General features: G+C 55.3%; 13 protein-coding genes. 7 read left to right on the top strand and 6 right to left on the bottom strand.

Annotated elements, in window-relative coordinates; genetic code table 11:
- The coding region (locus HQL65_13705; protein MBF0137288.1) for an FG-GAP repeat protein at positions 1-6,881 on the top strand (6,881 nt) is incomplete at its 5' end.
- 366 nt (positions 6,882-7,247) lie between these two features.
- Positions 7,248-8,759 (top strand): TolC family outer membrane protein, encoded by a 1,512-nt coding sequence (locus HQL65_13700; protein MBF0137287.1) that lies wholly within the window; start codon positions 7,248-7,250, stop codon positions 8,757-8,759.
- Here HQL65_13700 and HQL65_13695 read toward each other — a convergent pair whose 3' ends face one another.
- Positions 8,760-9,047, bottom strand: a complete 288-nt coding sequence (locus HQL65_13695) for a hypothetical protein (GenBank protein MBF0137286.1) — start codon at positions 9,045-9,047, stop codon at positions 8,760-8,762.
- A gap of 298 nt (positions 9,048-9,345) precedes the next feature.
- On the opposite strand from HQL65_13695, the gene HQL65_13690 reads away from it, so the two are divergent.
- The 3 genes from HQL65_13690 to HQL65_13680 all read left to right on the top strand — a co-directional run bounded on the left by HQL65_13690 (position 9,346) and on the right by HQL65_13680 (position 12,265).
- Positions 9,346-9,615, top strand: coding sequence for a PilZ domain-containing protein (locus HQL65_13690; protein MBF0137285.1), 270 nt, complete (start codon positions 9,346-9,348; stop codon positions 9,613-9,615).
- A gap of 98 nt (positions 9,616-9,713) precedes the next feature.
- Positions 9,714-10,175 carry a FecR domain-containing protein gene (locus tag HQL65_13685; protein MBF0137284.1) on the top strand — a complete coding sequence of 154 codons (462 nt, stop codon included), beginning with the start codon at positions 9,714-9,716 and terminating at the stop codon, positions 10,173-10,175.
- 86 nt (positions 10,176-10,261) lie between these two features.
- Positions 10,262-12,265, top strand: coding sequence for an OmpA family protein (locus tag HQL65_13680; GenBank protein MBF0137283.1), 2,004 nt, complete (start codon positions 10,262-10,264; stop codon positions 12,263-12,265).
- A 67-nt stretch (positions 12,266-12,332) separates the two neighbouring features.
- On the opposite strand, the gene HQL65_13675 is transcribed toward HQL65_13680, so the two are convergent.
- Positions 12,333-14,546 carry an adenylate/guanylate cyclase domain-containing protein gene (locus tag HQL65_13675; protein MBF0137282.1) on the bottom strand — a complete coding sequence of 738 codons (2,214 nt, stop codon included), beginning with the start codon at positions 14,544-14,546 and terminating at the stop codon, positions 12,333-12,335.
- A gap of 210 nt (positions 14,547-14,756) precedes the next feature.
- Here HQL65_13675 and HQL65_13670 point away from each other — a divergent pair, with 210 nt between their 5' ends.
- On the top strand, positions 14,757-15,392 hold the full coding sequence (locus tag HQL65_13670) for an LON peptidase substrate-binding domain-containing protein (GenBank protein MBF0137281.1): 636 nt from the start codon (positions 14,757-14,759) through the stop codon (positions 15,390-15,392).
- A gap of 333 nt (positions 15,393-15,725) precedes the next feature.
- On the opposite strand, the gene HQL65_13665 is transcribed toward HQL65_13670, so the two are convergent.
- Positions 15,726-18,260: a hypothetical protein gene (locus HQL65_13665; protein MBF0137280.1), complete on the bottom strand. Its 2,535-nt coding sequence runs from the start codon at positions 18,258-18,260 to the stop codon at positions 15,726-15,728.
- A 519-nt stretch (positions 18,261-18,779) separates the two neighbouring features.
- Entirely contained in the window at positions 18,780-21,317 is a 2,538-nt protein-coding gene (locus HQL65_13660; GenBank protein ID MBF0137279.1) for a hypothetical protein, read from the bottom strand.
- Between the two features lie 622 nt (positions 21,318-21,939).
- Here HQL65_13660 and HQL65_13655 point away from each other — a divergent pair.
- Complete coding sequence (locus HQL65_13655) at positions 21,940-22,926, top strand: hypothetical protein (protein MBF0137278.1); 987 nt, start codon at positions 21,940-21,942, stop codon at positions 22,924-22,926.
- A 20-nt stretch (positions 22,927-22,946) separates the two neighbouring features.
- Here the strand turns inward: HQL65_13655 and HQL65_13650 are convergent, their stop codons facing one another.
- Positions 22,947-24,371 carry a HAMP domain-containing protein gene (locus tag HQL65_13650; GenBank protein MBF0137277.1) on the bottom strand — a complete coding sequence of 475 codons (1,425 nt, stop codon included), beginning with the start codon at positions 24,369-24,371 and terminating at the stop codon, positions 22,947-22,949.
- Complete coding sequence (locus tag HQL65_13645; protein ID MBF0137276.1) at positions 24,368-25,096, bottom strand: response regulator; 729 nt, start codon at positions 25,094-25,096, stop codon at positions 24,368-24,370. Before HQL65_13645 ends, HQL65_13650 begins: the two co-directional genes overlap by 4 nt.
- Positions 25,097-25,291: the final 195 nt, after the last annotated feature.

Below are 25,291 nucleotides of genomic sequence, written 5' to 3'. Positions count from 1 at the left end.
AAAAAGGGGAAGAAAAGAAAGGGGAAGAAGACAAAAAAGGGGAAGAAAAGAAAGGGGAAGAAGACAAAAAAGGGGAAGAAAAGAAAGGGGAAGAAGACAAAAAAGGGGAAGAAAAGAAAGGTGAGGAAAAGAAAGGGGAAGAGGAGAAAAAAGGCGAGGAAAAGAAGGGCGAAGATCACAAGGACGAGGGAAAGAAGGGCGAAGAACATAAAAACGAAGGCAAGAAAGAGGACAAAGGCCCGGATTTTGGTCAAAAAGACGAGGGGCATAAAGAGGCAGGGCAAGCCAAACCTGAAACAAAGAGTGGCCCGGACTTTGGTGAGCCGCATCCCCCGGGAGAGGGAGGACCAAAATCAGGCGGGCCTGACTTTGGTACGGGCAAGATGGAGTTGCCGAGCCACTCCGGAGGTCCGGATTTTGGTGGCGAGAGTCCCAAAGGTGAAGCCGACAAGGGCGGTCCCAAGCTTGAAAAAGGCATGGCCGGTCCCATGGGTGGCCCGGATTTTGGTTTGGGGCCTGCGTCCGGCAGCATGGGACAGGGAATGGCACCACCGAATAGTACCGATCCCGGTGCCTTGCCGCCTCAGTTGCCTCCCCAGGGTCCGCCGGGTTTCAATCCTTTGGGACCCAATGGTCCGTCGGGTTCCCTGCCCGATAAACCGGTCATCCCCTTTGCCGCCACGTCGGATGACATGCCTCCCCCGCCGCTGCAACTCAATCCGATGGTCATGGAAAGACCCAACCTGCCCCCCCAGGCCGAGGATGACGATTTTGCAGTACCGGAAGGGGGGTCGATGCATATCACCCCAGCCATGCTGTTGGCCAATGATCGGGATCCGGATGGACACTCCACCCTGAAAATCGATCCCAAGGGTCTGCATCTTGCTGATTTAACAGGCAAGATCACGCCGGAGCCGGATGGCTCCCTGACCTATCGGCCCGGTGACCATTTCAATTCGTTGGCCGCTGGTGAAAAAGCCACGGATACGTTCACCTATACGGTCGTTGACAGTCGTGGCGCTTCGGCAACGGCGGAAGTCCATATCACCACCACGGGTATCAACGATGCCCCGGAGCTGATCAGCGACTCCATTACGCTGCCGTCGGTGACAGAAGATGCCACCAGCCCCGCCGGAACACCAATCGGTGCCATGTTTACGGCAGCATTCCAGGATATGGATGATGGAGCCGAACTGGCCGGCGTGGCGGTGGTGGCGAACAATGCGACCTCCAGCCAGGGAGCGTGGCAATATTCTGCGGATGGAGGCAACACCTGGACCGCCATTCCTGCCACGGTGACCGATGGTCCGGGAGCTTTGGCCCTATCTGCCACCACTCTGATACGTTTTCTCCCGGCTGCCGGTTACACCGGCACAGATCCGGATCTGGTTGTGCGGGCGGTAGATGACAGTTACACCGGCAACTGGTCAACGACGGGCAATCCGGTCTTGATGGATACCACGACCACAGGTGGCACCAGCCCCTTCAGCGCCACCACGGCAGCCATCAATCAGACCATAACGGCGGTCAACGATGCCCCGACCTTTGCTGGCACAAGCACGGATCAAAATTTTGTTCCGGGGCAGTCGTTCAGTTACAGCATGGGTACGAGCGGTTTCAAGGAGGTTGATGCCAGTGACACCCTCACCTTGTCGGCCACCCTCAAAGACGGTGGTGCCCTGCCCGCCTGGCTCAAGTTTGACCCGACCACGGCCACATTCAGCGGGACCGCCACGCTCAGCGACTTGAGCAGTCTCGCCGTCAAGGTGACGGCCACGGACGCCTCGCAGGCCTCGGTTTCGACCACCTTCAACCTGAATCCCCTGCTGCAAGGCACCTTCCTGGATGGGGCGGTGGGCGGCATCCAATTCAAGACCGGCAGCCAGGTCGGTCTGACCGATGCCCAGGGCCATTTTTCATACCGTCCGAACGAAAAGGTGCAATTTTATCTGGGCAATCTGTTGCTGGGTGAATCCGCCGGCAAACCGATTGTGACGCCCCTGGACATGGGAAGTGGTCCCGATGCCATCCGGGTGACCAATCTGTTGCAGATTTTGCAAATGGCCGATGCCGATCATGATTCGACAAACGGAATCCAGATTACAGAGAGCGTCAGCACCGTCATCTCAAACCTGAATCTCAACCTGGATACGGCCTTGACTGCGACCAGTATCGGGCCGCTGTTGGCCCTGCCGGGCGTCTCCTACATCAGTCCGACCCAGGCCTGGAGCCATTTCAATCAAACCCTGCAAGGCCTGAACATGCAGAGTGGCACCGGCATGGGAAATTATGTGTTGTCCAGTTCAAGTATCATGAATTTGCAGGGTCATTTCACCACTCCGACCTGGAGCGGTTTTGATTTTCTCAGCGGGACGGTCACCGTTGCTGCCTCTGCCTATACGTTCACGGTAACCACAAACTCCCTGTTCAAGTTGGACGACGACACCTTTGCCACCGGCTCGAACCTGATCAACAACGGTACCATCCAGATTCAACGGCATCCCGGAACCGTGTCCATCCATGGCTCGTTCATCAACAACGCTGCCGGTCGGTTGTTCGTGGGAATCGGAGGTGGAACCGGGAATGCGGATATTGTGTTTGCCTCGGGATTCGCCAACCTGGGCGTCATAGAATTGGACAATGATTCCAGCACCACCGACGCAGCCATTCTGGCTGTCAAGAGTGGCACCCTGACCAACTCCGGCACCATCTGGTCGCGTGATTCGGCGGGGGGGGTAGGCGGTGTGCGCACCATAATGGGTTCTGTCATCCATTCCGGCCTGCTTGATGTCGATCATGATCTGACCTTTTCCGGGGGGACTTTTTCCACAATGGGCGGCACGCTGGATGTGGCCGCCGGAACCACGCTGACCCTGGCGGGCGGCACGGTGCAATTCGGTTCCGGCCTGACCCTGGCCGGCTCAGGTACCGTCAGCTTTGCCGGTCCAACCAACCTGAATCTGGGCAGCGATTTTTCCGGTTCCGCAACGACCAGACTGAATTTTCTCAATGGTACGGTGACGATCCAGGGACCTGGATACACCTTTACCAACCCGGCGGGCAGCATCCTGAACCTGGATGATGATACCTTTGGTACCGGTCTGACCCTGAACAACAGCGGCATCCTCAACATTCAGCGTCACGCCGGTATGGTGACTGTCAACGGCCCGTTCACGAATGCCAGATCGGCGCAACTGGTTGTGGGTGCGGGCGGCACCGGGACCGATGCACGCCTCGTTGCCGCAGCCGGTCTCGGCAATGCCGGTACCCTGATCCTGGATCACGAAGGCAGCGGTACCGGCAACAGCATGCTCACCCTCCAGGGTGGAACCACCTTGAACAACAGTGGCACCATCTGGTCACGGGATTCCGGTGGTGGTCCGGGCGGGGCACGGGGCATCACCGGCCATGTGACCAATACGGGTCAGATTTTGTTGGACTATGATCTGACCATCCAGAACATCGGTGCCACCTTCAATACCGCGACCGGTTCCATGTACATGGCCGCAGGTGCCAACCTGACGGTCAACGGTGGCACCACCGTCTTTGGCTCCGGTACCACTTTGGACATCATGGCCGCCTTGCAACAAACCGGCACCATGAATCCGGCACCGGGGACAACCCTGACGGCTCCTTCAGGCACGACCCTGGCCATTTCAAATGGCACCACATTGGTGACCGGCACCATGTCGTCTGGTGGTGGCGGTGGCACCAATGTGTACGGTTTTGGCTCCATCATGAACGCCGGTGGCTCTCTGCAACTGGCCGGGACCCATACCCTGCTGTTGGCAAGCCATTACACCCTTAAATATTTTTATCCCGCCCTGGTCTTCGCGGGGGATGTCACCGTGACGGCGGCCTCACCCACCACCTTCACCATTGCAGCCACCGGCGGTCTGAATGTTTCCGGCGATACCTTTGACGCCAATATTTTGTTGAATAATCTGGGGTATCTCAGATTCGGTGGGACCAGCAACACGGTCAGTGGCACCATGACCAACGCCGGCATGCTGGTCTTTGACGCCAACACCCTTGCCGCCTCGAACACCACCTTTGCTCAAGGTTTCACAAATACCGGCAACCTGGTTCTGGACGACTCGGAGGGCAGTGCCAGCACCGTGCAGGTGACTTTGACGACCGGGACGCTGACCAATTCGGGTGCCTTGGCCATTCGGAATACCGGAGCCGGGAGCAGCAGTTTTAAAATTGCCGGTCACCTGACCAATGCGGGTTTCATGACCCTGGAAGGAGCCGGTCTGACCCTGGAACAGGCCACGGTTGCCGGAGCATTCCTCAACAGTGGTACCCTGATGGTTCCTGCCGGCAAAACCCTCACGGTCGCGGGGTTGTCCGGCACCACCCTCACCAACCAGAACGGTGGTCTCATCACGGGCTATGGCACCATCGATGTCACCGATACGGACGTTTCATTCACCAACAATGGCATCATCAATCCCGGAACAATCAACGGCAGCGGTCTGCTGACCATCAATGGTCCGGTCACCTTTGGCTCCACCGGCACCCTGACCATCGACCTGAACAATACGTTCAATTTTGACACCCTGACTGCCGGCAGCGTCAATCTGACCAATGCAACCGATACGTTGAATCTCAATTTTTTGAATGGATTCACGCCCTTCAATAATCAGATTTTCAACATTGTTGCCTCTGCCACGGTGAATGGGTCTTTCAATACCGTCATGCACAATCTGGGGGCCAATTCGGGTTGGGGCCTCAACCAGGATTATTCCGGCGGCTACCAGAGGATCACCGCCGTCAAGGCTCTCAACAACAGTGCCCTCTCCCTGTCAACCGTATCGGCAGCGCCCACCGCCGCTGCCGGATTGAAGGGGTTTGCCATCAACGGTATGGCGGCAAGTGACTATTCGGGCAAGGCCCTGGGTCTGGCGGGTGACATCAATGGCGATGGCTTTGATGACGTAATCGTGTCGGCGTATGAAAACGATGCCTCACAATCCAATGCCGGGGCGACCTATGTGATATTCGGAACCTCGTCAGGTATCACGTCGCCCCTGTCGCTCTCTGCCATGACCAACAACAGCCTGGGGTTCACCATCCTGGGGGCGGCGGTTGATGACCGACTTGGAACCTCGGCGGCCTCGGCGGGCGATATCAATGGTGATGGCATTGACGATTTGATCCTGGGTGCCAAGGGAGTCAATGTAATCAGTGGCGGCAGCACTTACACCAATGCCGGTGGAGCCTATGTCGTTTTTGGCAAGACGAGCGGTTCACTCTCCAACATCAACGTGACCGACCTGAATGGCGGCAACGGTTTTACCCTCATCAACCCTGCTTCTGACGATTTTCTGGGCATTTCGGTCCACGGTATCGGCGACATGAACGGCGATGGTTACGATGACATCCTTGTCGGTGCCTACAAAGCGGCTTCCCAAAGCGGAACGGCCTATGTCGTATTCGGCCACAGCGGCACCTTCACCTCCACCCTTGCCGTCACCTCTCTGAGCGGCAGCAATGGCTTTCAGATCGTTGCCCCTGCTGACAGCCGGGTCGGTGTGTCCGTCAACTCTGCCGGGGATGTGAATGGCGATGGCTTGGCCGATCTGCTGATTGGAACACTCAATGTCAACAATGGCACTGTTCCCGGCAAAGCCTATCTGGTCTATGGCCAAAGTGCCGCTTTTTCGGCAACCCTGAATCTCTCCACCATGCCGGCCAGCCAGGGTATGACCATGAATGGTGTCAACAATAATGATGACTTCGGCCTTGCAGTCAGCAGTGCCGGTGACATCAATGGGGATGGTTACGACGATCTTCTTGTAGGTGCCCGCAACTTTGACACCACGACACCGCCTTCCTCCAACGATGGTGCAGCGTACCTCATTTTCGGCAGCGGATCACTCCCCGGTTCCCTCAACATGTCCAGCCTGAACGGTACCAACGGATTTTCCCTGAAAGGAATTGCCGCTGGTGATCTGGCCGGCTGGTCGGTTTCCACGGTTGGGGATGTCAATGGCGATGGCTATGATGACCTCATGGTCGGTGCCTACAAGGCCAACAGTGGAGCCGGTCAGGCCTATCTGGTTTTTGGTGGTTCCAATATCGGGAGTAGCGGTTTTCTGGATCTCAGTGTCCTGCATGGTGCCAATGGCTTGACCCTGAATGGTGACCATGCCAATGATTGGGCCGGACACACCGTGGGTCCGGCAGGTGACTTCAACGGCGACGGCTTCGACGACTTTCTGGTCGGTGCCATGATGGATACCGCCGGCGGCAATGCCCTGGCCGGGACAAGTACTCTGATATTCGGAAGCAATTTCACCGGAAAAGTCAATTTTCAGGGCACCAGTCAAAACGATACCCTGACAGGGACCAGCAACAACGAAATCCTGGTTGGTGGTGCCGGCAACGATGCCCTGACAGGGGGTGGCGGCAACGATGTTCTGCTGGGCGGCAAGGGGGATGACATTCTCTATTACGACAGCGCCGACACCCTGACCGTGGATGGGGGCAAGGGCAACGACACCCTGCTTTTCCAGGGTACCGGTCAATCCCTCAACCTCCATACCAACCTGGCCCTGGAACATATCGAGGTGATTGACCTTAAAGCCGGGTCCGGGGCGGATACGCTCTCCCTCAACATGAACGACGTGCTGAAGATTTCTGACAATAACTCACTGATAATCAAGGGAAATTCTTCTGATACGGTGACTGTCACCGCGACAAACAGTTGGTCGTTGGCCACCAGTACGACGGTCCATGTCCAGGGGCAAAACCTGGCCGTCGATGGCAGCGGTCACACCACGTTTGGTGGCAGCATGTTCGATGTCTATGTGGCTCCGAGCGGCAAACTTGGCGTGCTGTTGATCGAAGATCCCATCATCCGCACAGGCATCTGATCCGAGCATCCTGGAACAGGACCTTTTCCGGTACTTTCCTGGATGATACTCTCAAGGGAAAAGAGTGTTCTCCATATGGAACGCAGGTCGCCGAGTCGTATGGCAGCAACGCCGTCGGGTGTTTCTTACGCATGATCCGGGGACCTCCTCTGTGAAGTTACTTTCCTGAAGAATTTTCTGTGCGCGTCACGCTGGTCTGATCCTTGCTTTTGTCTGGTCGGAATCCATGCTTAAGCCGGTCTGGACCCTGTTCAAGAATTCACTCCATTGACAGGAACTTTTGGCCGAAAAGATTCCAAAACGGTAACATGGGCGATGAGCCGGGAAAAATCCATCAACGAACCTTGTATGCTGGCGATAAAGAAAATGCCGAAGAAGAGTCAAGCAACGATTCCAGGTGCGGTTTCCAAGGAACATATATTCTGTATTGCCCGGCTCCGACGCCACATTCCGCTGCTGAGCATGGCTGCCCTGCTGCTTTCGGCAGCGCCTGTCACTGCCGAAAGCATTGTGGAAGCAACCACTCTGGCGTTGCAAACCAATCCCGAAGTGATGGCCGCCCTGCAAAACCAGCGTGCCGTGCGCAATCAGATTGACCAGGCCCTGGCCGGATACCGTCCGACCGTGGATGTGGCAACCGGTTATGGCCGGGAATGGAGTGACAACACGACCACCCGGGGATTGGGGTTGCATGGTTTGACCCTGAGAAATGGCCAAGCGAGTGTCACCTTGTCCCAATTGATTTATGATGGAGGGATCACTTCGGCAGGTGTGGCCAAGGCGCGTGCCGCCCATGCTTCGGCAACCTACGGCTATCGACGGGTTGCGGAAACCCTGCTCCAGTCGGCGACGGATGTCTATCTGGAGGCCTTGAAGCAACAGGAACTCCTGGCCCTGCTCCAGGCCAACGTGCAGTTGCACCAGGACATTCTGGAGAAAATCCAGGCCAAGTTCAAAAGCGGTGCCGGCAACGAGGCAGACGTGCAACAGACCGAGACCCGTCTGGCCCTGGCTTCAGCCAATCATGTCGCCAGTCAGGGAGCCATGCGCACGACCGAGGCGCGTTATTTGCGCATTGTCGGCCTGCCCCCCAGGGATTTGAGTCGCCCCGAGGTCCAGTTTGACAAACTGCCCAAGACCTGGGACGAGGCAGAAGCCATGACCCTGCAATCCCATCCGGGCATCTTGGCCGCGCAACGGGATCTCGAAGCGTCATTGCTTGACCTGGACGCGATCAAGGGGAGCTTTCACCCCAACGTCAAATTGGACATCCTCTATGGCAACAATGCCAACCAGGGTGGCTCGGTGGGACACGCTGAAAATGTGTCGGCCATGCTCAAGATGAACTACAACCTCCTGCGGGGCGGGGCGGACCACGCCCGCAAACGCGAAACCCTGCAACGCAACGAACAAATGCAACAGGTCCTGGAACAGACCCGTCGCATGGTGCGGGAAACCCTCAAAGGCACCTGGGAGGGTTTGGAAACTTCACGCAACCGTCTCGGATATCTGGAAAAGCACGTCGCCATCAGCAGCAAGGTTTCCGCTGCCTATGCCGATCAGTTCAAGATTGGCAAGCGCACGCTCCTGGATGTGCTGAACTCGGAAACCGAGCTGTTTACCGCCAAATCCACATTGGCCACCGAGCAATTCAACTATCTGACCAATGCTTTTCGCCTGATGGCCGGCATGGGGAAACTCCAGGATTTCCTTGGCATTCAAAACCCGGTTCCGGATCTGAACCTTGAGCCGGGAGACACCCCGGAAGAGAGTGGTCCTCTTCAGGCACACACACTCGTTCCTCCCGATCTCGACGGATTGGAGACATGGGAAAAATTTCCGGGTTCAGCAGAACGGCATACATCCCACCCGCGCTGATCAAGCCTGGATGTCGATACCGGCAGCCGCAGGAGAACCAGACCGGCCTCCACCCACCACCACTTCCCTGGTATGAGAAGATGTGGCACGACTCACCTCCGGAATTTGTGCGCGAACCTGGCGGTTTACCTGGCTGGCTTGTATGTCAACCCTGTCAGCTTCCCGTTTGAGTGAGTTCTCGATCCTTGAACTGGTTTCCCGGGAAGTGTTTTGATTGATGGCGGTCACATTCTGAGAGCGGGATTGCGCCATGGCTTCGTTGGATGAGGTGAGCGCAGAGACAGACATGAGAGAACCTCCCTTGGATAAAGTTACCTTCCCTAGATATGGCACGAGGCTATTTTGGCCAATTTTTTCTCTGCCGTCAATCACCGTATCTCTACCCCGTTGCTCTCCGGATGGCCCGGTTCCAGAAAAAACCGCTTGCAAGCAACGTCCATGCTGTTATGATGAATCGTTGATCGTGGCAGGTACTCCTCAGGATCAGGAGAATTCAATGGCTTTCAGTTTCGACACAGTGGCGTTGAAAGACGAGAAGTGTGAAGAGAGGCGCGGATCCACACGGATTTGTCGTGGCAAACAGGTGATGCTCGAGTTATCCAAAAGTCGCACCGTCCTGGGCATGACAGAAAATGTCAGTCGTGGTGGAGCATTTGTCCGTGTCGAAAGCCCCATGTGGTCCCTGTCTCCAGGAGTGACCTGCACGTTGCGCATGCCCAACAGGTCGGACGTTGCAACCTGGCCCTGCCGGTTGGTCCGTACCAATCGCACAGGCGTGGGAATTGAAATACTGGAAAACATGGCCCACTTTCTGGGAGCCTGTGATCTACCCGCTCACCATTCAGCTTTTCAGTAAGCTTCTCCCATGCCTTGCCTTGAATAACGTCCTGTTCTTGATCAATATAGCGTGCGGCAGTGATTGTGTCGGTTAACCGTCAGAAAAAGGGTCAATTCATGTCAAAATTGTCGTTTTCCACGGCCTGCGTCCTGTTTCTGGGCATATTCATCAGCATCGCCCCTGTCCAGGCGGCAGAATCCCCTGACGTGATTGGCCATGTAAAAAAACTGGATGGTTCCGTCAAAATTTCGCGGGCTGGAAAATCAATCGATGCCAAACTCGGCGACGATATCCACATGAACGACACCCTGAGGTCCGGACCTGGAGCCGCCATGGGAATTACGTTCAAGGACAATACCCGTATCGCCATCGGGCCGGATACCGAATTTGTCGTGGATGATTTTACCTACCAACCCCAGAAAAACAAACTATCATTCGGTTCACACATCACCAAGGGAACCTTGCAGGTCATTTCCGGTACAATCGCCAAACTGGCTCCACAATCCGTCAAATTTGAAACGCCAACCGGAACGATTGGCGTGCGTGGAACCCGGTTTCTGGTCAAAGTGGAAAAATAAATTGGCTTCTTTCTTGCTTGTGGGGGACTTGTGCCTATGTCCGGTTTACTGTTTGTCTCTCCGGTCCCCCACGGAACGGTCCAAAAATGAATAATATCCCGAATAATGTCATCGTCAATCTGGATGGCAAGAGATTCCTCCTGAAACGCCGTACATGCGAACCGTTGCCCTCCCTGGATTCGATCAAGGGCGACAAATGGGTCATCACCGATTTTCGGGGTGCGCCCGCTTTTCACATGTCCGTGGAAGCGCCGGTCCGCTACGCCGAGCTGCTCGCCCATCGGCAACTCCAGGAACGTGGCGAAGCCAACCAACATGCGCGCATTCTGACCCATTGGAAACATCGACGCACCGCGACCCTCAGTGAACTGTACTTCACCGTGGTGGAAAAAGAGACTGCCACCAGCTATTTCGATATGGCCCTGGCAGATTCCGACCACCATCTGGTTTTCCCGGTCAACGCCATCCTGTTTGATGTCCTGGAAAAATATTCCAGGAAAAAACAGAATATCGCTGTCCTTTTTGATCATGATCGGCACATTGACATTCTCGTCGGTCACGCGGGGCGGGTCGCTGGTACCGTGCGCATCTCTTCACACTCGGCTGCCCCGGAAGACAAGGCCGAGTTGGTCGATTCTCTCCAGGAAGAACTGAAATCCATCGCCAGCAAGGCGCATATCCGCCTGCAGGAGATTGTCTATTTCAACTGGAACCTGCTCGATGAATCCGGTGGTCCAAAAACAACAACCTCCGCAGATATTTCTTTCAGTGCCACCCCCGATGAAGCCACCATGGCAACCTTTGGTGGCCAGATTCAGGATGCCATCAAAACGACCACCCGGGCTGATTTACCTACCTCCCGCTCAGCCCTGGTGATGACGGCTGGCTGGGTGCGGCAGCTTGCCGAAAAAATGCAGTTGAAATGTCGCGTCCTGCCTGCAGCCCGCTTCGAACAGCAGGATAACCAGGTTCTGGTCACGTCCCTGCCGGCCGTGGTCAACAGGCTTTCCTACCGGCATGCCGGAAATACCACAACGGAAATTGTCCGATACGGTGCCGAACAAGCCCTCGTGCCGCTCTTGACCGTTTTCTGGGTCCTGGTTGGCGTCCTCTATCTGGTGCATCTGTATTTCGGTCAAAAAACCCGCATTGTCGAAAGCCAGGTACAGACAGAAAAAAGCCGTGTCGTTGCCGTCGAGACAGTCAAACCGGTTCCTCCCGAGTCAGGCAAGCTCATCGATTTTACCAAGCGCCTGGCGTCCCTGTACAGTATGCCGGCTCCGCGAACCATGTTGGTGGAAATCAGCGAATCCATTCCCGAAGGTATGGAGATCCATGTCAATAAATTTTCATTTGACTATGACGCCCGCATGACCCCCAACCTCATGCTGGACGGCTTTGTCGAAGGTGGATTCAAGCAAGCCAAACAGCAATATACCACCTTCCTGGATGCCCTGAAAAAACGGGGGTATGTTGTCGAGTCCGAAAAATTGAGTACCGATGTCCAGAAAATCAACTTCGTCGTCCAGGTCAAACGGGAACCGACCCAACCCAAGAACATCGTGGTGCTGCTCCCGGGCGAAGATGGTCACATCGGTGCCGTCTCCGTCACCAACAAAGGCGGCAAGCAGGAGTTGAATACCGCCAGCTCCGCGATTGGCATGGACGATGCGGATGTCGCTCCGACTCAGCCTTTTGCCATGGAACAAAGCCAGATCCAGGCCGCCTTCGGCAAGGCACTGGATGCCAAACCAGAGCCACCCTTGAACTTTGTCCTCAATTTCAATTCAGGGGGAACAGATCTGACAGAAGAGTCCAAAGCCCGTCTGTCAGAATTGCTGGCAGCGGTTGCCAAACGCAACACGCCTACGGTCGAGGTCGTTGGTCATACCGACCGGGTCGGTGCGCCGGATAGGAATTGGCAATTGGCTCTTGAACGATCCCAGTCTGTCCGGGACAAACTGGTCGAGATCGGTGTCAAGGCCAACCAGATCGAATTCAGTTCGCATGGGGAAGGAAACCCCCTGGTTCCGACTGCCGATGAAGTTGCCGAGCCACGCAATCGCCGGGTCGAAGTGACGGTGCAATAGGAAAGTTTGCCTTCAACAGGGCGGTTGGCTTTGTCGAAGTGACGGTGCGATTGAATGGTCCGATTCCCTATTTGGATGACAGGACCACCCGGCTCCCCTTTTGCCCACTCTCCAGACGTTGCAGATGGAAACGGGCCAGTCCGTCATCTGGATAGGTGGTTACCAATTGCTGGAAAAGGGTCAAAGCATCCAGTTCCTCTGCTTTCATGTGTTGGTAGGCCGTGATATAGGCCTGAATGCGTGGGGAAGCCATCTCTTCCGCCGCAAGCATTTCAAAGGTCTCGATCCCTTGTTCCTTGCCCTTCAAGACCAGTTCTCCCGCCGGGCGACCGATGAAGTCCGGGCATTGGGCCACGGTTGAGCCACTGATGCAAAGGCGCGTACCCAATTGTTTGTTGACGCTTTCCAGACGGGCTGCCGTGTTGATGGCGTCACCCAGTGCCCGGTAATCCAGAACATTACTGCCACCAAAATTCCCCACCAGGACAGTGCCGGTATTCACACCGATGCGGGTCAAACCAAAGGGAATGTTTTTTTCTTGTTGCTGATAACGGGCAAATTTCCAGGAAAAGGCATCCATATCCCGGGCACAGGCCATGGCACGGGCGGCATGGTCGGCCTGGGCAACCGGAGCCGAAAAAATGATGGCCACGGCATCCCCGACAATACGATCCAAGGTTCCCTCATGGCGGAAGGCAATTTTGACCATCTCGTCCAGATATTCATTGAGCAGGGCCACCATGGCATTGGGGTCAAACTTTTCCATGAGGGAGGTAAAGCCAGCCAGATCGGTCATGACGAAACTGCACTCCCGTTTTTCGCCGCCCAGTTTCAGCACCTCGGGATGATCGATGATGTACTGGACCAGATTGGGCGAGACATAACTGGCGAAGGCATCGCGAATCCACGCCGATTTTTTTTCCGACTGCATGTATTTCGGGACCAGGAAGGTCGTAAAAATGCCCAGGACCATGAGCGATGGCAGCACCGGATCCAGAAGTTGGTGCAATTCTGTGAAGGCATACCAGGATCCCCAGCAGGTCAGAAAAATGGTCCCACTTCCCACCATCACCGACCAGAGCGCCCCCAGACGCGACAACAGGCCAACCAACAGGATCCACATGGCGATCATGTGGATGATGACCACGGTCTGCTCGATGTCCGAGCGTTGCAGGTAACTTTCCTGGATGACTTGTTCGACCAGTTGGGCATGGACCTCCACCCCGGGGATGATGCCTCCCAGCGGCGTGAAGCGCATATCCAACAATCCCTTGGCGGATGGACCAATAAAGACGATATGGTCCCTGAACCGGGCCGGGTCGGATTCACCGGCCAGAAGTTTCCAGGCAGGTTCATAGCGATCGGCCCGGAATGGCGTATAGTGGAGCCATATTTCTCCCTTGGGGCCGGTTGGGACCGTCAGATTGCCGATGCGTAACGCCACCAGACCAGTATGTCCACCAGCACGGTCAGCTCCGCTGGCGTTGGATGACTTGATCTGGAGATTTTTTGCCCCCTGGGCCACGCGCAATGCCTCAACGGCAAGACTGGGATACAATTTTTCCTCGGAACGCTGGATCAGCGGTACACTGCGAATCACACCATCGCTGTCGGCGGTAAAGGAGAAGGCACCATTGCCGGCCGCTCCGGCCTCCAACATGGGCAGGTTGGTCACACGACCGGGAAAAGAACGTAAATATTCCAGGACATCATCGCCAGCAATCACAAAGGGAACTTTTCGGGCCGGTTCACGATTGGTGGATTTTTTCTCACCCAGAGCAAACCCGGTCACGACCCGGCCCTTCCGGATCGCTTCGGCAAAAACCGCATCATGATCTGGCAACTGCCGCAACATATCCGTTACTGTTTGATTTGCTTGCCATAATTTTGCCAAGCGTTCCGGGGATGTCTGGTCAGGTTCGGCAAAAACCACGTCAAAAACGATGGCCGCTGCTCCGAGATCCTGAAGGCGACGCACCACTTCTGCCTGCATGGTTCGGGGCCAGGGCCATTGCCCCAATTTTTCCAGACTGATGTCATCAATGTCCAGAATACGGACCGGGGCCTCCTGGTATTCCCGTGGATGCCAGCGCTGAAAGGCATCAAAGGCCATATTGCGCAGGGTTCCCACCAAAGGATAGTCCATGAACTGTGCGCTGATTCCCCAAAGCAGCATACAGATTGAGAGCCAGTACGGGGTAAAATCAAGCAACCGCTCCCAGACCTTGCGCAGGGCTGGTGGCATAAAGTGTCGATGCGTTGTTTTGGCCTTTTTTTTCATGGTTTCCACCCGCCGTAAAAAAAAACAATTCAAAAATAATGAAATACCACTCTGGTACGCCGTTCTGCATGTCACCGGGGAAGGTTTACGGATTATAATACCCCGCATGGCACGATTTCCATACCCTTGGAACAGACAATCGCCTGATTCCACAAATGGCGAACTGGCTGATAATCTGATGCAACAGGGGGCAACATGACAGCCGATACCATGACCCTACCCTTGTTTCCCTTGCACACCGTGCTTTTTCCGGGCGGCGTTTTGAAATTGCGCATATTTGAAGAACGTTATCTGAATCTGATCCGACAGTGTGGTCGTGATCACACCGGGTTTGTCGTGGTCCTGATTCGCAAGGGCCGGGAGGTTGGTGATACATTACCGGTCCTGCATGACGTAGGCACGCTGGCAACCATTGTGGATTTTGACCATCTTCCGGAAGGACTCCTGGGCATCACGGCCCAGGGACAACGCCGCTTTCGCATCCATGCTGTACGTTCGCGTCCAGATGGTCTGCTGCTTGGCTCAGGTGAATTCCTCTCCATGGACCCCTGGCAGGCCATTCCGGATTCTTTTGTCATTCTGAAGGATTTACTGGAAGTTTTGGCGGGTACTTCCCGGGAGTCGTTTCCAAAAAAAAATCGCCCGGATAACGACGCCCCCGGCATGCAAAATGGTCAGGAAATAATTTCCCAGGATGCCGCTTCCCTGGCCTGGCGACTCTGTGAACATCTGCTCGTTCCCAATCCGGAAAAACAGGCCGTTTTGGAAATGCATGATCCCCTGGCCCGCCTGGAACAGGTTGGCCGCTGGCTGGAAAGCCCGCAACTGGATTTGACCCATAATTGACAGGTACTGTTCATCGCCTCCCAGCCATTCCCGCTAGTGGGGTTTGGAGCAGATCCTCAAGAGCGCTTTCGTACCTGAATTCATATCTGAATTTTTAAAGAGATGGTGAAAAGCCACAAAAAAAGGGAAAGGGCCTTGCCCTTTCCCATGACACGTCCTGGAAGAACCCTGACCAACAATGGCTTCCATGAAAAATTGCCCAACCAGGGGGGGGGGAATCCCTTTTTCCGTTGGCCAACGTAGGCTGGGCATTCACAAAGGACGCAAAATCAGAGTCGGATTCTGCGTCAAACTCCTCGCCCAATGAAAAACATTGAAGGCGATTACCAATTGTTACTGAATGGTCACGGTACCGGTCAGTTTGCTACCAGTCAGGGATGCACCACTGACGGACAAGGTTCCCGTATCAAAGAAGTTCGCGTCTTTATCCATGAGGTTCACACCCTCGATGAAAGTCGTGACGACAAACTTGCCCTTGGACAGCATGGGGAAGTCCTTCATATACGTACTCTGAGCGGTCACATTGCTGACGATGGGACTGATCAGACTGTTGCCATTCAGGGTGAAGGTTGCACCCGTGGAGTGTACATTATCACTGCTGATGGTGATGATATCGGCCTTCGTGTTGACCAGGGAGGCCGTCAGTTGGGAACCCGTCTCGTTTGTGAAGGTATAGTACAATGTGGCCCCGACAGGAACGTTTGCGGTCAGCAAAGTGCCCCCGGTGATGGCAAGATTCACCTTGTCGATCAACATGCTCATACGAATCTTGTTCTTGGTGCTGGCCACACCGTTGGCATCGACTGGCGTGACACTGAACCCAATCTTGGCAACCTTGGCAGAGATGCCTCCAAAAGGTGCCCCTTGTGCCTTGGCCACGAACGAGAGCGTGGACACACCGCCCCATACGGCTGTGCTGGGAACGAAGGAGGAGATGGTGAAGCTGCCATTGGAAGTGACCGTGGCGGCAACGCTGTTGACGGTGACGGCATTGTTCACCAGCATGAACCCGCTCTTGCCGGGGGTGGTGAAGATGATTTCCGGGGCTTTGGCAGCTCCTTCGGCGATGGTGGAAGCTGACACATCCTTGCCGGTGACACCCTTGATATTTTTACCGACATCTGGATTCTTGGCAAGCAAGGCACCCAGTTTGGTGGCATCCCCGGCAAACTGATCAGAGATGCCTTTCTGGACCAACGCACCCATGTTGCCCAGTTTTGTGGAATCGAATACACCTTTCATACCGGCATGGGATTGGATTTCCCCGAGGACAAACGAAAGCGCACCAGCGATTATGTCATCGTCGAGTTTGAAAGCGGAGGCAGCATTCTTGGCGGCATCTGCCTTGACTTCCTTCATCTTGTCCTGCATGCCCGTCATCATGACGGTTGTCAGTGTGTAGGTCTGGTCCGCAGACACGGTCGGGCCGTAGAAAATCTTCTGCGCATTGGCCACGAACTGAACCATTTTTTTGGAAATATTCGCGGCAGTTGGAATTTCGACCTTGGTGGTATCGATTTTGGCGGTGTTGAAATTGGGGTCAGCGGCCACGGTGGCGACCTGCATGAGGGCACCCGTCATGGCTTTCATGACGCCGGCGGTGACGTTGTTGTCCTCCAATTTGCCGCTGTTGTCTTTCAGGACTGTCTGCACACCGGCCAATTCGGTCCCGATGGCCTTGATTTTGGCCTCGATGGTGCTGTCCAGGGTGCTGGATGTGCCATTTTTGAGGTTATCGTTGGTGATCATGGCCTTGAACAGGGGATCACGCAACTGGTCGGCCACGATATCCAAACGTTCCTGGGCACCGATCAAAAGATGCATGCCCTGGGTTTGCAGTTTGGACACGACATCATCCAGGGTGGATCCGGTGGTGAAACCAGCACCTGCCGTGCTGACCAGTTTGGCGACATTTTGCACGCCCTGGACAATCGTATCCCCGGCAAGGGCAGCGATACCAGCCGGGTTGACCTGATTCAGGGAGGTTGCAGAAGTGAAGGTGGCATCCTTGGCGACGTTGGTGATGGCCGTTTTGATGACATTCGCAACCAGAGATCCCAGCTCCGTGGTTTTGGCATCGGAAGCACCGACGAAGCTATAAACGGTCGGGCTGGCGGCAGCGGCATTGGTGCTGAAACTCGTGGCAGCAGATTTGGACACCTGCATGAAAATTTTCGCCATGTCCGTCTTGCTGGCATCTGGCAGTTTATCGACATTTGTCGAGGTGGTATCGATACCCGATGCGGCGGCGATGGAGGTTGCGGCCTGCCGGAACATCCGTCCCAGGGCCTGAATGCCGACCATGGCGGAGGCATTGGTCAGGGAGTTGGCAGCACTGGAACCCACCAGACTGACCGTCGAATCAATGCCCATCGACTTCTGGATGCTGGACTGGGCATCGGCAACACTCTTGCCGTCGTTCACCAGGGTCTGAACCATGGTCGTAATGGGCGTGACGGCATTGGAACCGCTGGGAGCCGACAGGGCACCTACATACGGGTTGAAGTAATTCTTGGCATTTGCGGCGACCTTGTCGGCAGTCCAGTTGGCCATGGTTTTGCCGGCAACCAGTGAGTCCATATCGTAGCCGCCCCTGACCAGGATCGTTCCACCTGCCGGAAGCGTGAATTTGCCGTTGCTGTCGGTCGTGGTCGTGGTGGCTGCGGAGTCGCAGACCAGGTCAGCGTTGTTGTCGATACAGACCGTGGCACCGACCAGAGTACCACCAGCATAGACCGTTCCAGCTTCCTGGCCTGATGTCGTCGTGTTGTTGTTGCCGCCACCACAAGCCGCCACCCCAAGTGCCAAGGTCACGACTCCGGCTGCCGACAGAAAAAAAGAACCCTTGCTTTTCCGAGATGAGGACATCTCCACACTCCCTTATCTATTGTGAGGTAACAATGAAACAATCATGCTGAAGGCTCGGTCAGGAGTCGAGCGGGATGACGATGCTGCCTTGTACTTTTCGTTCAGTTGCCAACCCCCCGAGAAACTTCGAGCATCGTGCGTGCGACTCAAATCTCAGACACAGACTGGATACCCATCGCCAAATCCTAGTAAACTGAATGGATATTTTTTGCAAGAAAAATTTCCCCCTCCCGGGAAAAACTTCCCTCCTGCCCGGCTTGTTTGTTCATTAAATGTTTGTTTAATAAATGGAAATAAATAATTCAAAAAATGCATGGCCTTCTGGCTTGCCCGGAACGTGTTGCCCACTGATTGGCTGATTTGCGACCAGGTGCATCAATTATTTTGATGTCGAACCGCATCCACTTCCATATGTGTACCTTCTCAAAAACGCACGACCGGAAAAAAGGGGTTGCGTTTTTCTTCAAAGGACACATTTCAAAGTGGATGCGGTCCAAGACTGGAAGTGTGTTTCGATTGTTACTGAACAATCAAGGTCCCGGTCAGTTTGCTGCCGGTCAATGAAACGCCGTTGACCAACAGGGTTCCCGTATCGAAGGAATTTGCGCCCTTATCCATGAGGTTGACACCCTCCATGAAGGTTGTGACAACAAACCTGCCCTTGGACAGCATGGGAAAGTCCTTCATATACGCACTTTGAGCAGTCACATTGCTGGCAATGGGATTGATCAGACTGTTGCCATTCAGAGTGATGGTCGCACCCGTGGAACCGATATGATCACTGCTGATGGTGATGATATCGGCCTTCGTGTTGACCAGGGAAGCTGTCAATTGAGAACCCGTCTCGTTTGTGAAAGCATAGGACAATGTGGCCCCGACAGGAATGTCTGCGGTCAACAAGGTGCCCCCGGTGATGACAAAATTCACCTTGTCAATCAACATACTCATGCGCATTTTGTTCTTTGTGCTGGCCACACCGTTGGCATCCACTGGCGTGACACTGAACCCAATCTTGGCAACCTTGGAAGAAATGCCTCCAAAAGGTGCCCCTTGTGCCTTGGCCACGAACGAAAGCGTGGACACACCGCCCCATACGGCTGTGCTGGGCACAAAGGAGGAGACGGTGAAGCTTCCATTGGAAGCAACCGTGGCAGGCACACTGTTGATGGTGATGGTATTGTTGACCAGCATGAAGCCGTTCTTGCCAGAGGAGATAAGAACAACTTCAGGGGCTTTGGCAGCACCCTCGACGATTGAGGAGGCAGAGACATCCTTGCCAGTGATGTTCTTGATATTTTTCGCAATCTCCGGATTGTTCGCCAGCAAGGTACCCAGCTTGGTGGTATCTCCGGAATACTGGTCAACAATGCCTTTTTGGACCAGCGCACCCATGTTGCCCAGTTTGGTGGAATCGAATACGCCTTTCATGCCGGTATTGGACTGGATTTCACCGAGGACAAAAGAGAGCGTATTGGCGATGATGTCATCGGTGATTTTAAAGGCGGCGGCGGCATTTTTGGCGACATCTGCCTTGACCTCCTTCATCTTGTCCTGCATACCCGCCATCATGACGGTCGTCAGCGTGTAGGTCTGGTCCGCAGATACGGTCGCACCGTAAAATATTTTTTGCGAATCTGCCACGAACTGGACCATTTTTTTGGAAATATTCGTCGCATTGGGAATTTCAATCGATGGGGCAAGCTTGGCCGAGTTGAAAGCAGGGTCTGCGGCCACCGTGGCGACCTGCATGAGGGCACCCGTCATGGCTTTCATGACGCCGGCGGTGACGCTGTTGTCCTCCAATTTGCCACTGTTGTCTTTCAGAACCGTTTGCACACCGGCCAGTTCGGTCCCAATGGCCTTGATTTTGGCCTCAATGGTACTGTCCAGGGTGGTGGCCGTGCCATTTTTGAGGTTGTCATTGGTGATCATGGCCTTGAACAGGGGATCGCGCATCCGGTCGGCCACGATATCCAAGCGTTCCTGGGCACCGATCAAAAGATTCATGCCCTGGGCCTGCAATCTCGACACGACATCATCCAGCGTGGAGCTGGTGGCAAAACCAGCACCTGCCGTGCTGACCAGTTTGGCAACGTTTTGCACGCCCTGAACAATCGTATCACCGGCGAGGGCGGCAATACCCGCCGGATTGACCTGATTCAGGGAGGTTGCGGAAGTGAAAGTGGCATCCTTGGTCACGTTGCTGACGGCTGTCTTGATGACATTCGTGACCAGGGTACCCAGGTCCGTGGTATTTGCAGCCGTCGAGCCGACGAAATTATAGACTGTCGGACTGGCAGCAGCCACATTGGCGCTGAAACTTGTGGCAGCAGATTTGGACACCTGCATGAAAATTTTCGCCAGGTCAGCCTTGCTGGCATCCGGCAGTTTATCGACATTTGTCGAGGTGGTATCAATGCCGGACGCGGCAGCAATGGATGTGGCGGCCTGCCGGAACATCCGTCCCAGGGCTTGAATGCCGACCATGGCGGAAGCATTGGTCAGGGAGTTGGCGGCACTGGCACCCACCAGACTGACCGTCGCATCAATGCCCATCGACTTCTGGATGCTGGACTGGGCATCGGTCACACTCTTGCCCTCATTCACCAGGGTCTGCACCATGGTCGTGATGGGCGTGACGGCATTGGAACCGCTGGGTGCCGACAAGGCACCTACATACGGGTTGAAATATATCTTGGCATTCGCAGCCACCTTGTCGGCAGTCCAGTTGGCCATGGTCTTGCCGGCAACCAGCGAGTCCGTGTCATAGCCGCCCCTGACCAGAATCGTTCCACCCGCCGGAAGCGTGAATTTGCCGTTGCTGTCGGTGGTGGTCGTGGTGGCTGCGGAGTCGCAAACCAGGTCGGCGTTGTTGTCAATACAGACCGTGGCACCAACCAGAGTACCACCCGCATAGACCGTTCCGGCTTCCTGACCGGCAGTCGAGGAAGTGCTTTTCTTTTCGCCCATGCCACAAGCCGTCATGCCAACTGCCAGGGCCAGAATTCCTGCTGCGAACAGAAAATGCGAACTTTTGCTGCTTCGGGACGAAGACATCTGCAACTCTCCTTTATCCGGTGAGGCAACCATGAACGACTTCCGCTTTACGTAAATCCTCGAACATCATACAACAGGTTCCAGGAAATAAACAGATTCCTCCCTGCGAATCCTGCCGGACCCAATCATGATCTTTTTGTAAGGATTATTGTAACCATTCAGAACCCTTTCATTAAAAGGATTTGACATGGAAGACTTTGTCGGGGCTCCGCCCCAAACCCCGCCAAGAGGAAGGGCACAGCCCTTCCTCTTGGACCTCCTTCCCAGTTTTTCAAACGTTTGTTAAGGGGTGAACTGAACAGTTACGAATTTTTGATTCATGGCCAGGCAAATTTGACATCAAAAAAATTGAAGTGTAAAAAAAATTTTTATATTGTAAAAGAGATCATGACCTGCCACACATGACCCATGGCAATGCTTGCACGGCAATCCCGATCCAGGGGTGTAAAATATTTTTGTCGTAGCCCCATGGTTCCTGGCGTCACGAAAAAAGCATGTTTATGTAAGGTATTGAAATATAATAATTAATAAATTAAGACCATCGACAACGATCCTTTCCATTTTTGGAACATGCTTTGCGATGATCGTTGACAGGTACACCCATTTGAATCGAGACCACGCCATGAATACGCACCTGCCGGCACCCATCGTTGCTTCCCCATCCATGACCGTGGAGTACTCTGGACATCCCCGATTCCGGATTCACCCGGGACCGGACGGGTGGCATGCGCCACGGCCAGCCGCCAGGGGGCACCTGCGGCTCCTGACCTTGGGTATGATCCTGCTGGTCATGCAATCCGGAGCCGGCAGGGCCGAAACAGCCGTGGGTCAAGCGCCCAGGCCTGTCTGGCATGGTGAAGGATCCCCATCGGCATTCAACCTGAACCCGGTACAGGATGCGGCAGCAGCGGATCGGGTCGTAGCGGATGGACATCACCCGTTGTCTCTTGGGCACTCCCTGCGCAGGGCGCTCCAGGCTGCGGTCAATACCGGCATCAAACCGGACAACACGTCTCGCTTCATGAATCTGGCCCATGACCAGGGGCCGCTGAGCCAGGAGTGGGATCCGGAACTCCAGGCATCCCGACGCGACCAGGCCAAAACCCTGCTGGACAAGCCGGTCGCCGCCGCCAGGCAGGTGTTGCGTGACGATGCCAAACTGTTCCTGAAGGAAAAAATCAGTTCACTTCCCCTGGTGGAAAGTCTGGGTCAATCCCTGGAAGGGTTTGGCATCGGTCTGTTGCCATTCAGTGATGAGGCCTTCACCGAAACGACGCTGGAAAAAAATTCCCTGGTCAAAGTGGGTTGGAATCCCCTGAAACCGACCTGGCTCCGGCTGCGTTTGCAGCAGAACAACCCGGAAAACGCTTCAGGGTCGGGGTTGCGGGACATCTCCCTGACGGCGCATCTCTCCCCGCAGGAAAGCCATCTGGAAGGGGTATGGAAAAACGGTGATTTTCACCTGACTGGTGTTCTCAAGACCGGCCAAGTCGATGGGGAAACAACCCAGTTGCGTGCCGGTTATCGTTTTGCCGAGCATGCCGTCGTCGAGGCCCAGGGGAGCAATCTGGGGACGGCACTCATGGTCAACTATTCGAGGAGTTTTTGAACGTATCAACAGCAAGGTCTTTATTCGGGATGACTCCTGGCAGGAGCGGTTCCCCTGGGCAGCTCGACCCGGGTGATGAAGCCTCCTGCCGGGGGATGCTCAAAACGTATGCTGCCACCATGGTCCCGGATGACCGACGAGGCAATGGCCAGTCCGAGGCCGACGCCACCGGTTTGGGGACTCCGGGAAGGTTCCAGACGCACAAAGGGTTTGCACACATGGTCCCAGGCGTCGGGAGGAATGCCGGGTCCCGGGTCGTGAATGTCAATGACAAGCCGGTCGGTGCCGGCAGTCAGGGAAATGTGGGCAGAACCGCCATATTTGACGGCATTGTGGATCAGGTTGGTGAAAGCACGCTTCATGGCCAAGGGGCGGCAGAGGCAGGGCTGTTTTTCGGTTGTGGCGCAGGTCGCGGCCAGGCCGATGTCGGCCATATCCTCGGTGATGGTCACCAGCAGGCTGCCCAGATTGATTTTTTGTTTGGGTTCCACGGCAACGGCGTCACGGGCAAAAGAGAGGGTGGCCGCAAGCATGGATTCCATCTCGTTCAGGGTGGCGACCATCCGGCTGCGGGTATGGGCATCACCCACAAACTCGGCCATGAGTTTCAATTTGGTCAGGGGGGTGCGCAGGTCGTGGGAGATGGCGGCGATCATGCGCAACCGCTCGGTGACAAATTCGTGAATCTTCTGCTGCATCCGGTTGAAGGCACGGGTCACGCTGACAATTTCGGTTGCACCCTGTTCCGGAAGAGGTGCGGCATGCACATCCTGGCCAAAATTGTCCGCCGCCTGGGCAATGCGGCGCAAAGGTCGGGTCGTGTGGCGGGCGATGACCAGGGCAAACAGAAAAATGGCCAGGGTCATGACCAGAACCGAAATGGTGGCGTGGCGAAACAACGGAACATGATTGTCCGCCGGTTTGGTGGTCAGAAAAATGCGCTGTCCGGCAGGCAGGTCCACCCAGGCCCGCAGCTCCTGGTCCAGGACTTCCCGATGCATCAGGCGGATGATCTCCATCTCCAGGCCAAACAGGAAACGATGCAGGGTTCCATGCCGGTGATTCCAATCGGGTTCGCTCAGGGTCACCGCCACGACCGTGGCCCGGTCGGACTGGATCATCTCCGCAAGAATATGTTGCAAAAACTTGTTGTTGCCAGGCAGGGACGGAAGCGGATCCCGGGCGGTCTGCGGCAACACCTGGAAATGAAGACCACTGCGATTCATGGTGGCCAGAACCGGTTCGTGCAAAGAACCCGGAATGTCCAGCAGCAGTCTGGTGACCGTTGCCATGTGTTCCAGGACGCGACGTTCACTGGTCAGGACCATGGGTTCCAGCTTTTCGCTGGTGAAGACCAGAATGCTCAGCAGGTGGGAAAAGGTGAGACCGACCAGAAGGATGAAGACCGTTTGTCCAGCCAGACTGAGGGGAAACGGGTTTTTCATGCGGTGATGACCTCGGATGTGAACATGTAGCCGCCGCCCCAGACGGTCTTGATCAATTCGGGTTCTTTGGGGTTCGGCTCGATTTTGCGCCGCAAACGCATCACCTGGGTATCGATGCTGCGATCATACAACTCCGCTGATTTGCCGTGGGCCAGGTCCATGAGTCGTTCACGACTGAGTACCTGCCGGGAATGGTAGAGAAAGGCCAGGAGCAGGTCGAATTCACCGGCACTCAAGGGTTCGACCACGCCTTCATGATCGACCAGTTCCCGCCGGGCCAGATGCAGGGTCCATCCGGCAAATTTGATTGTGCTTGCCGGGGTTTTTCCGCTCTTGCCGCCGTCGCCCGCATCCCCTTGATAGCGGCGCAGCACCGCCTTGATCCGGGCCAGCAATTCTCGGGGATCAAACGGTTTGGTGACATAGTCGTCGGCCCCCATCTCCAACCCCACCACCCGATCGGCGTGATCACCCAGGGCGGTCAGCATGATCACCGGGAGGCGGGAGTGTTTGCGCAGTTGGCGGCACAAAGTCAAACCATCCTCGCCCGGCAGCATGAGGTCGAGAATGATCAAATCCACCGTTTCCCGCTCCAGCGCAGCCCGCATGGCACGACCGTCTGCCACGCCAGTAGCCTGGACAGCGTGTTCGTTGAGGTAGCGCACCACGAGTTCCCGGATCTCCTGATTGTCTTCCACAACCAGAACATGGCATTGCGGACTCATATGGACTCTTCTTTCATGCATTTCCACCGTAAAACCGTTTTGTGCCGCTGCCCGTTGATCTGCTCCCACAAAACCATGCGGACAGCAACAGTCCCTTTTTGACTCAGAGGCTGTCCATTAACTCTCGGATAAATAAAATAGGAAAGAAAGATTTTATTGGGGCTCCGCCCCAAACCCCGCCAGGAGGAAGGGCAC

The organism is Magnetococcales bacterium, assembly GCA_015228935.1.
Lineage (GTDB): Bacteria > Pseudomonadota > Magnetococcia > Magnetococcales > DC0425bin3 > HA3dbin3.
The sequence above is the reverse complement of the archived record's forward strand: the minus strand, read 5'-3'. Positions and strand labels throughout refer to the sequence as shown.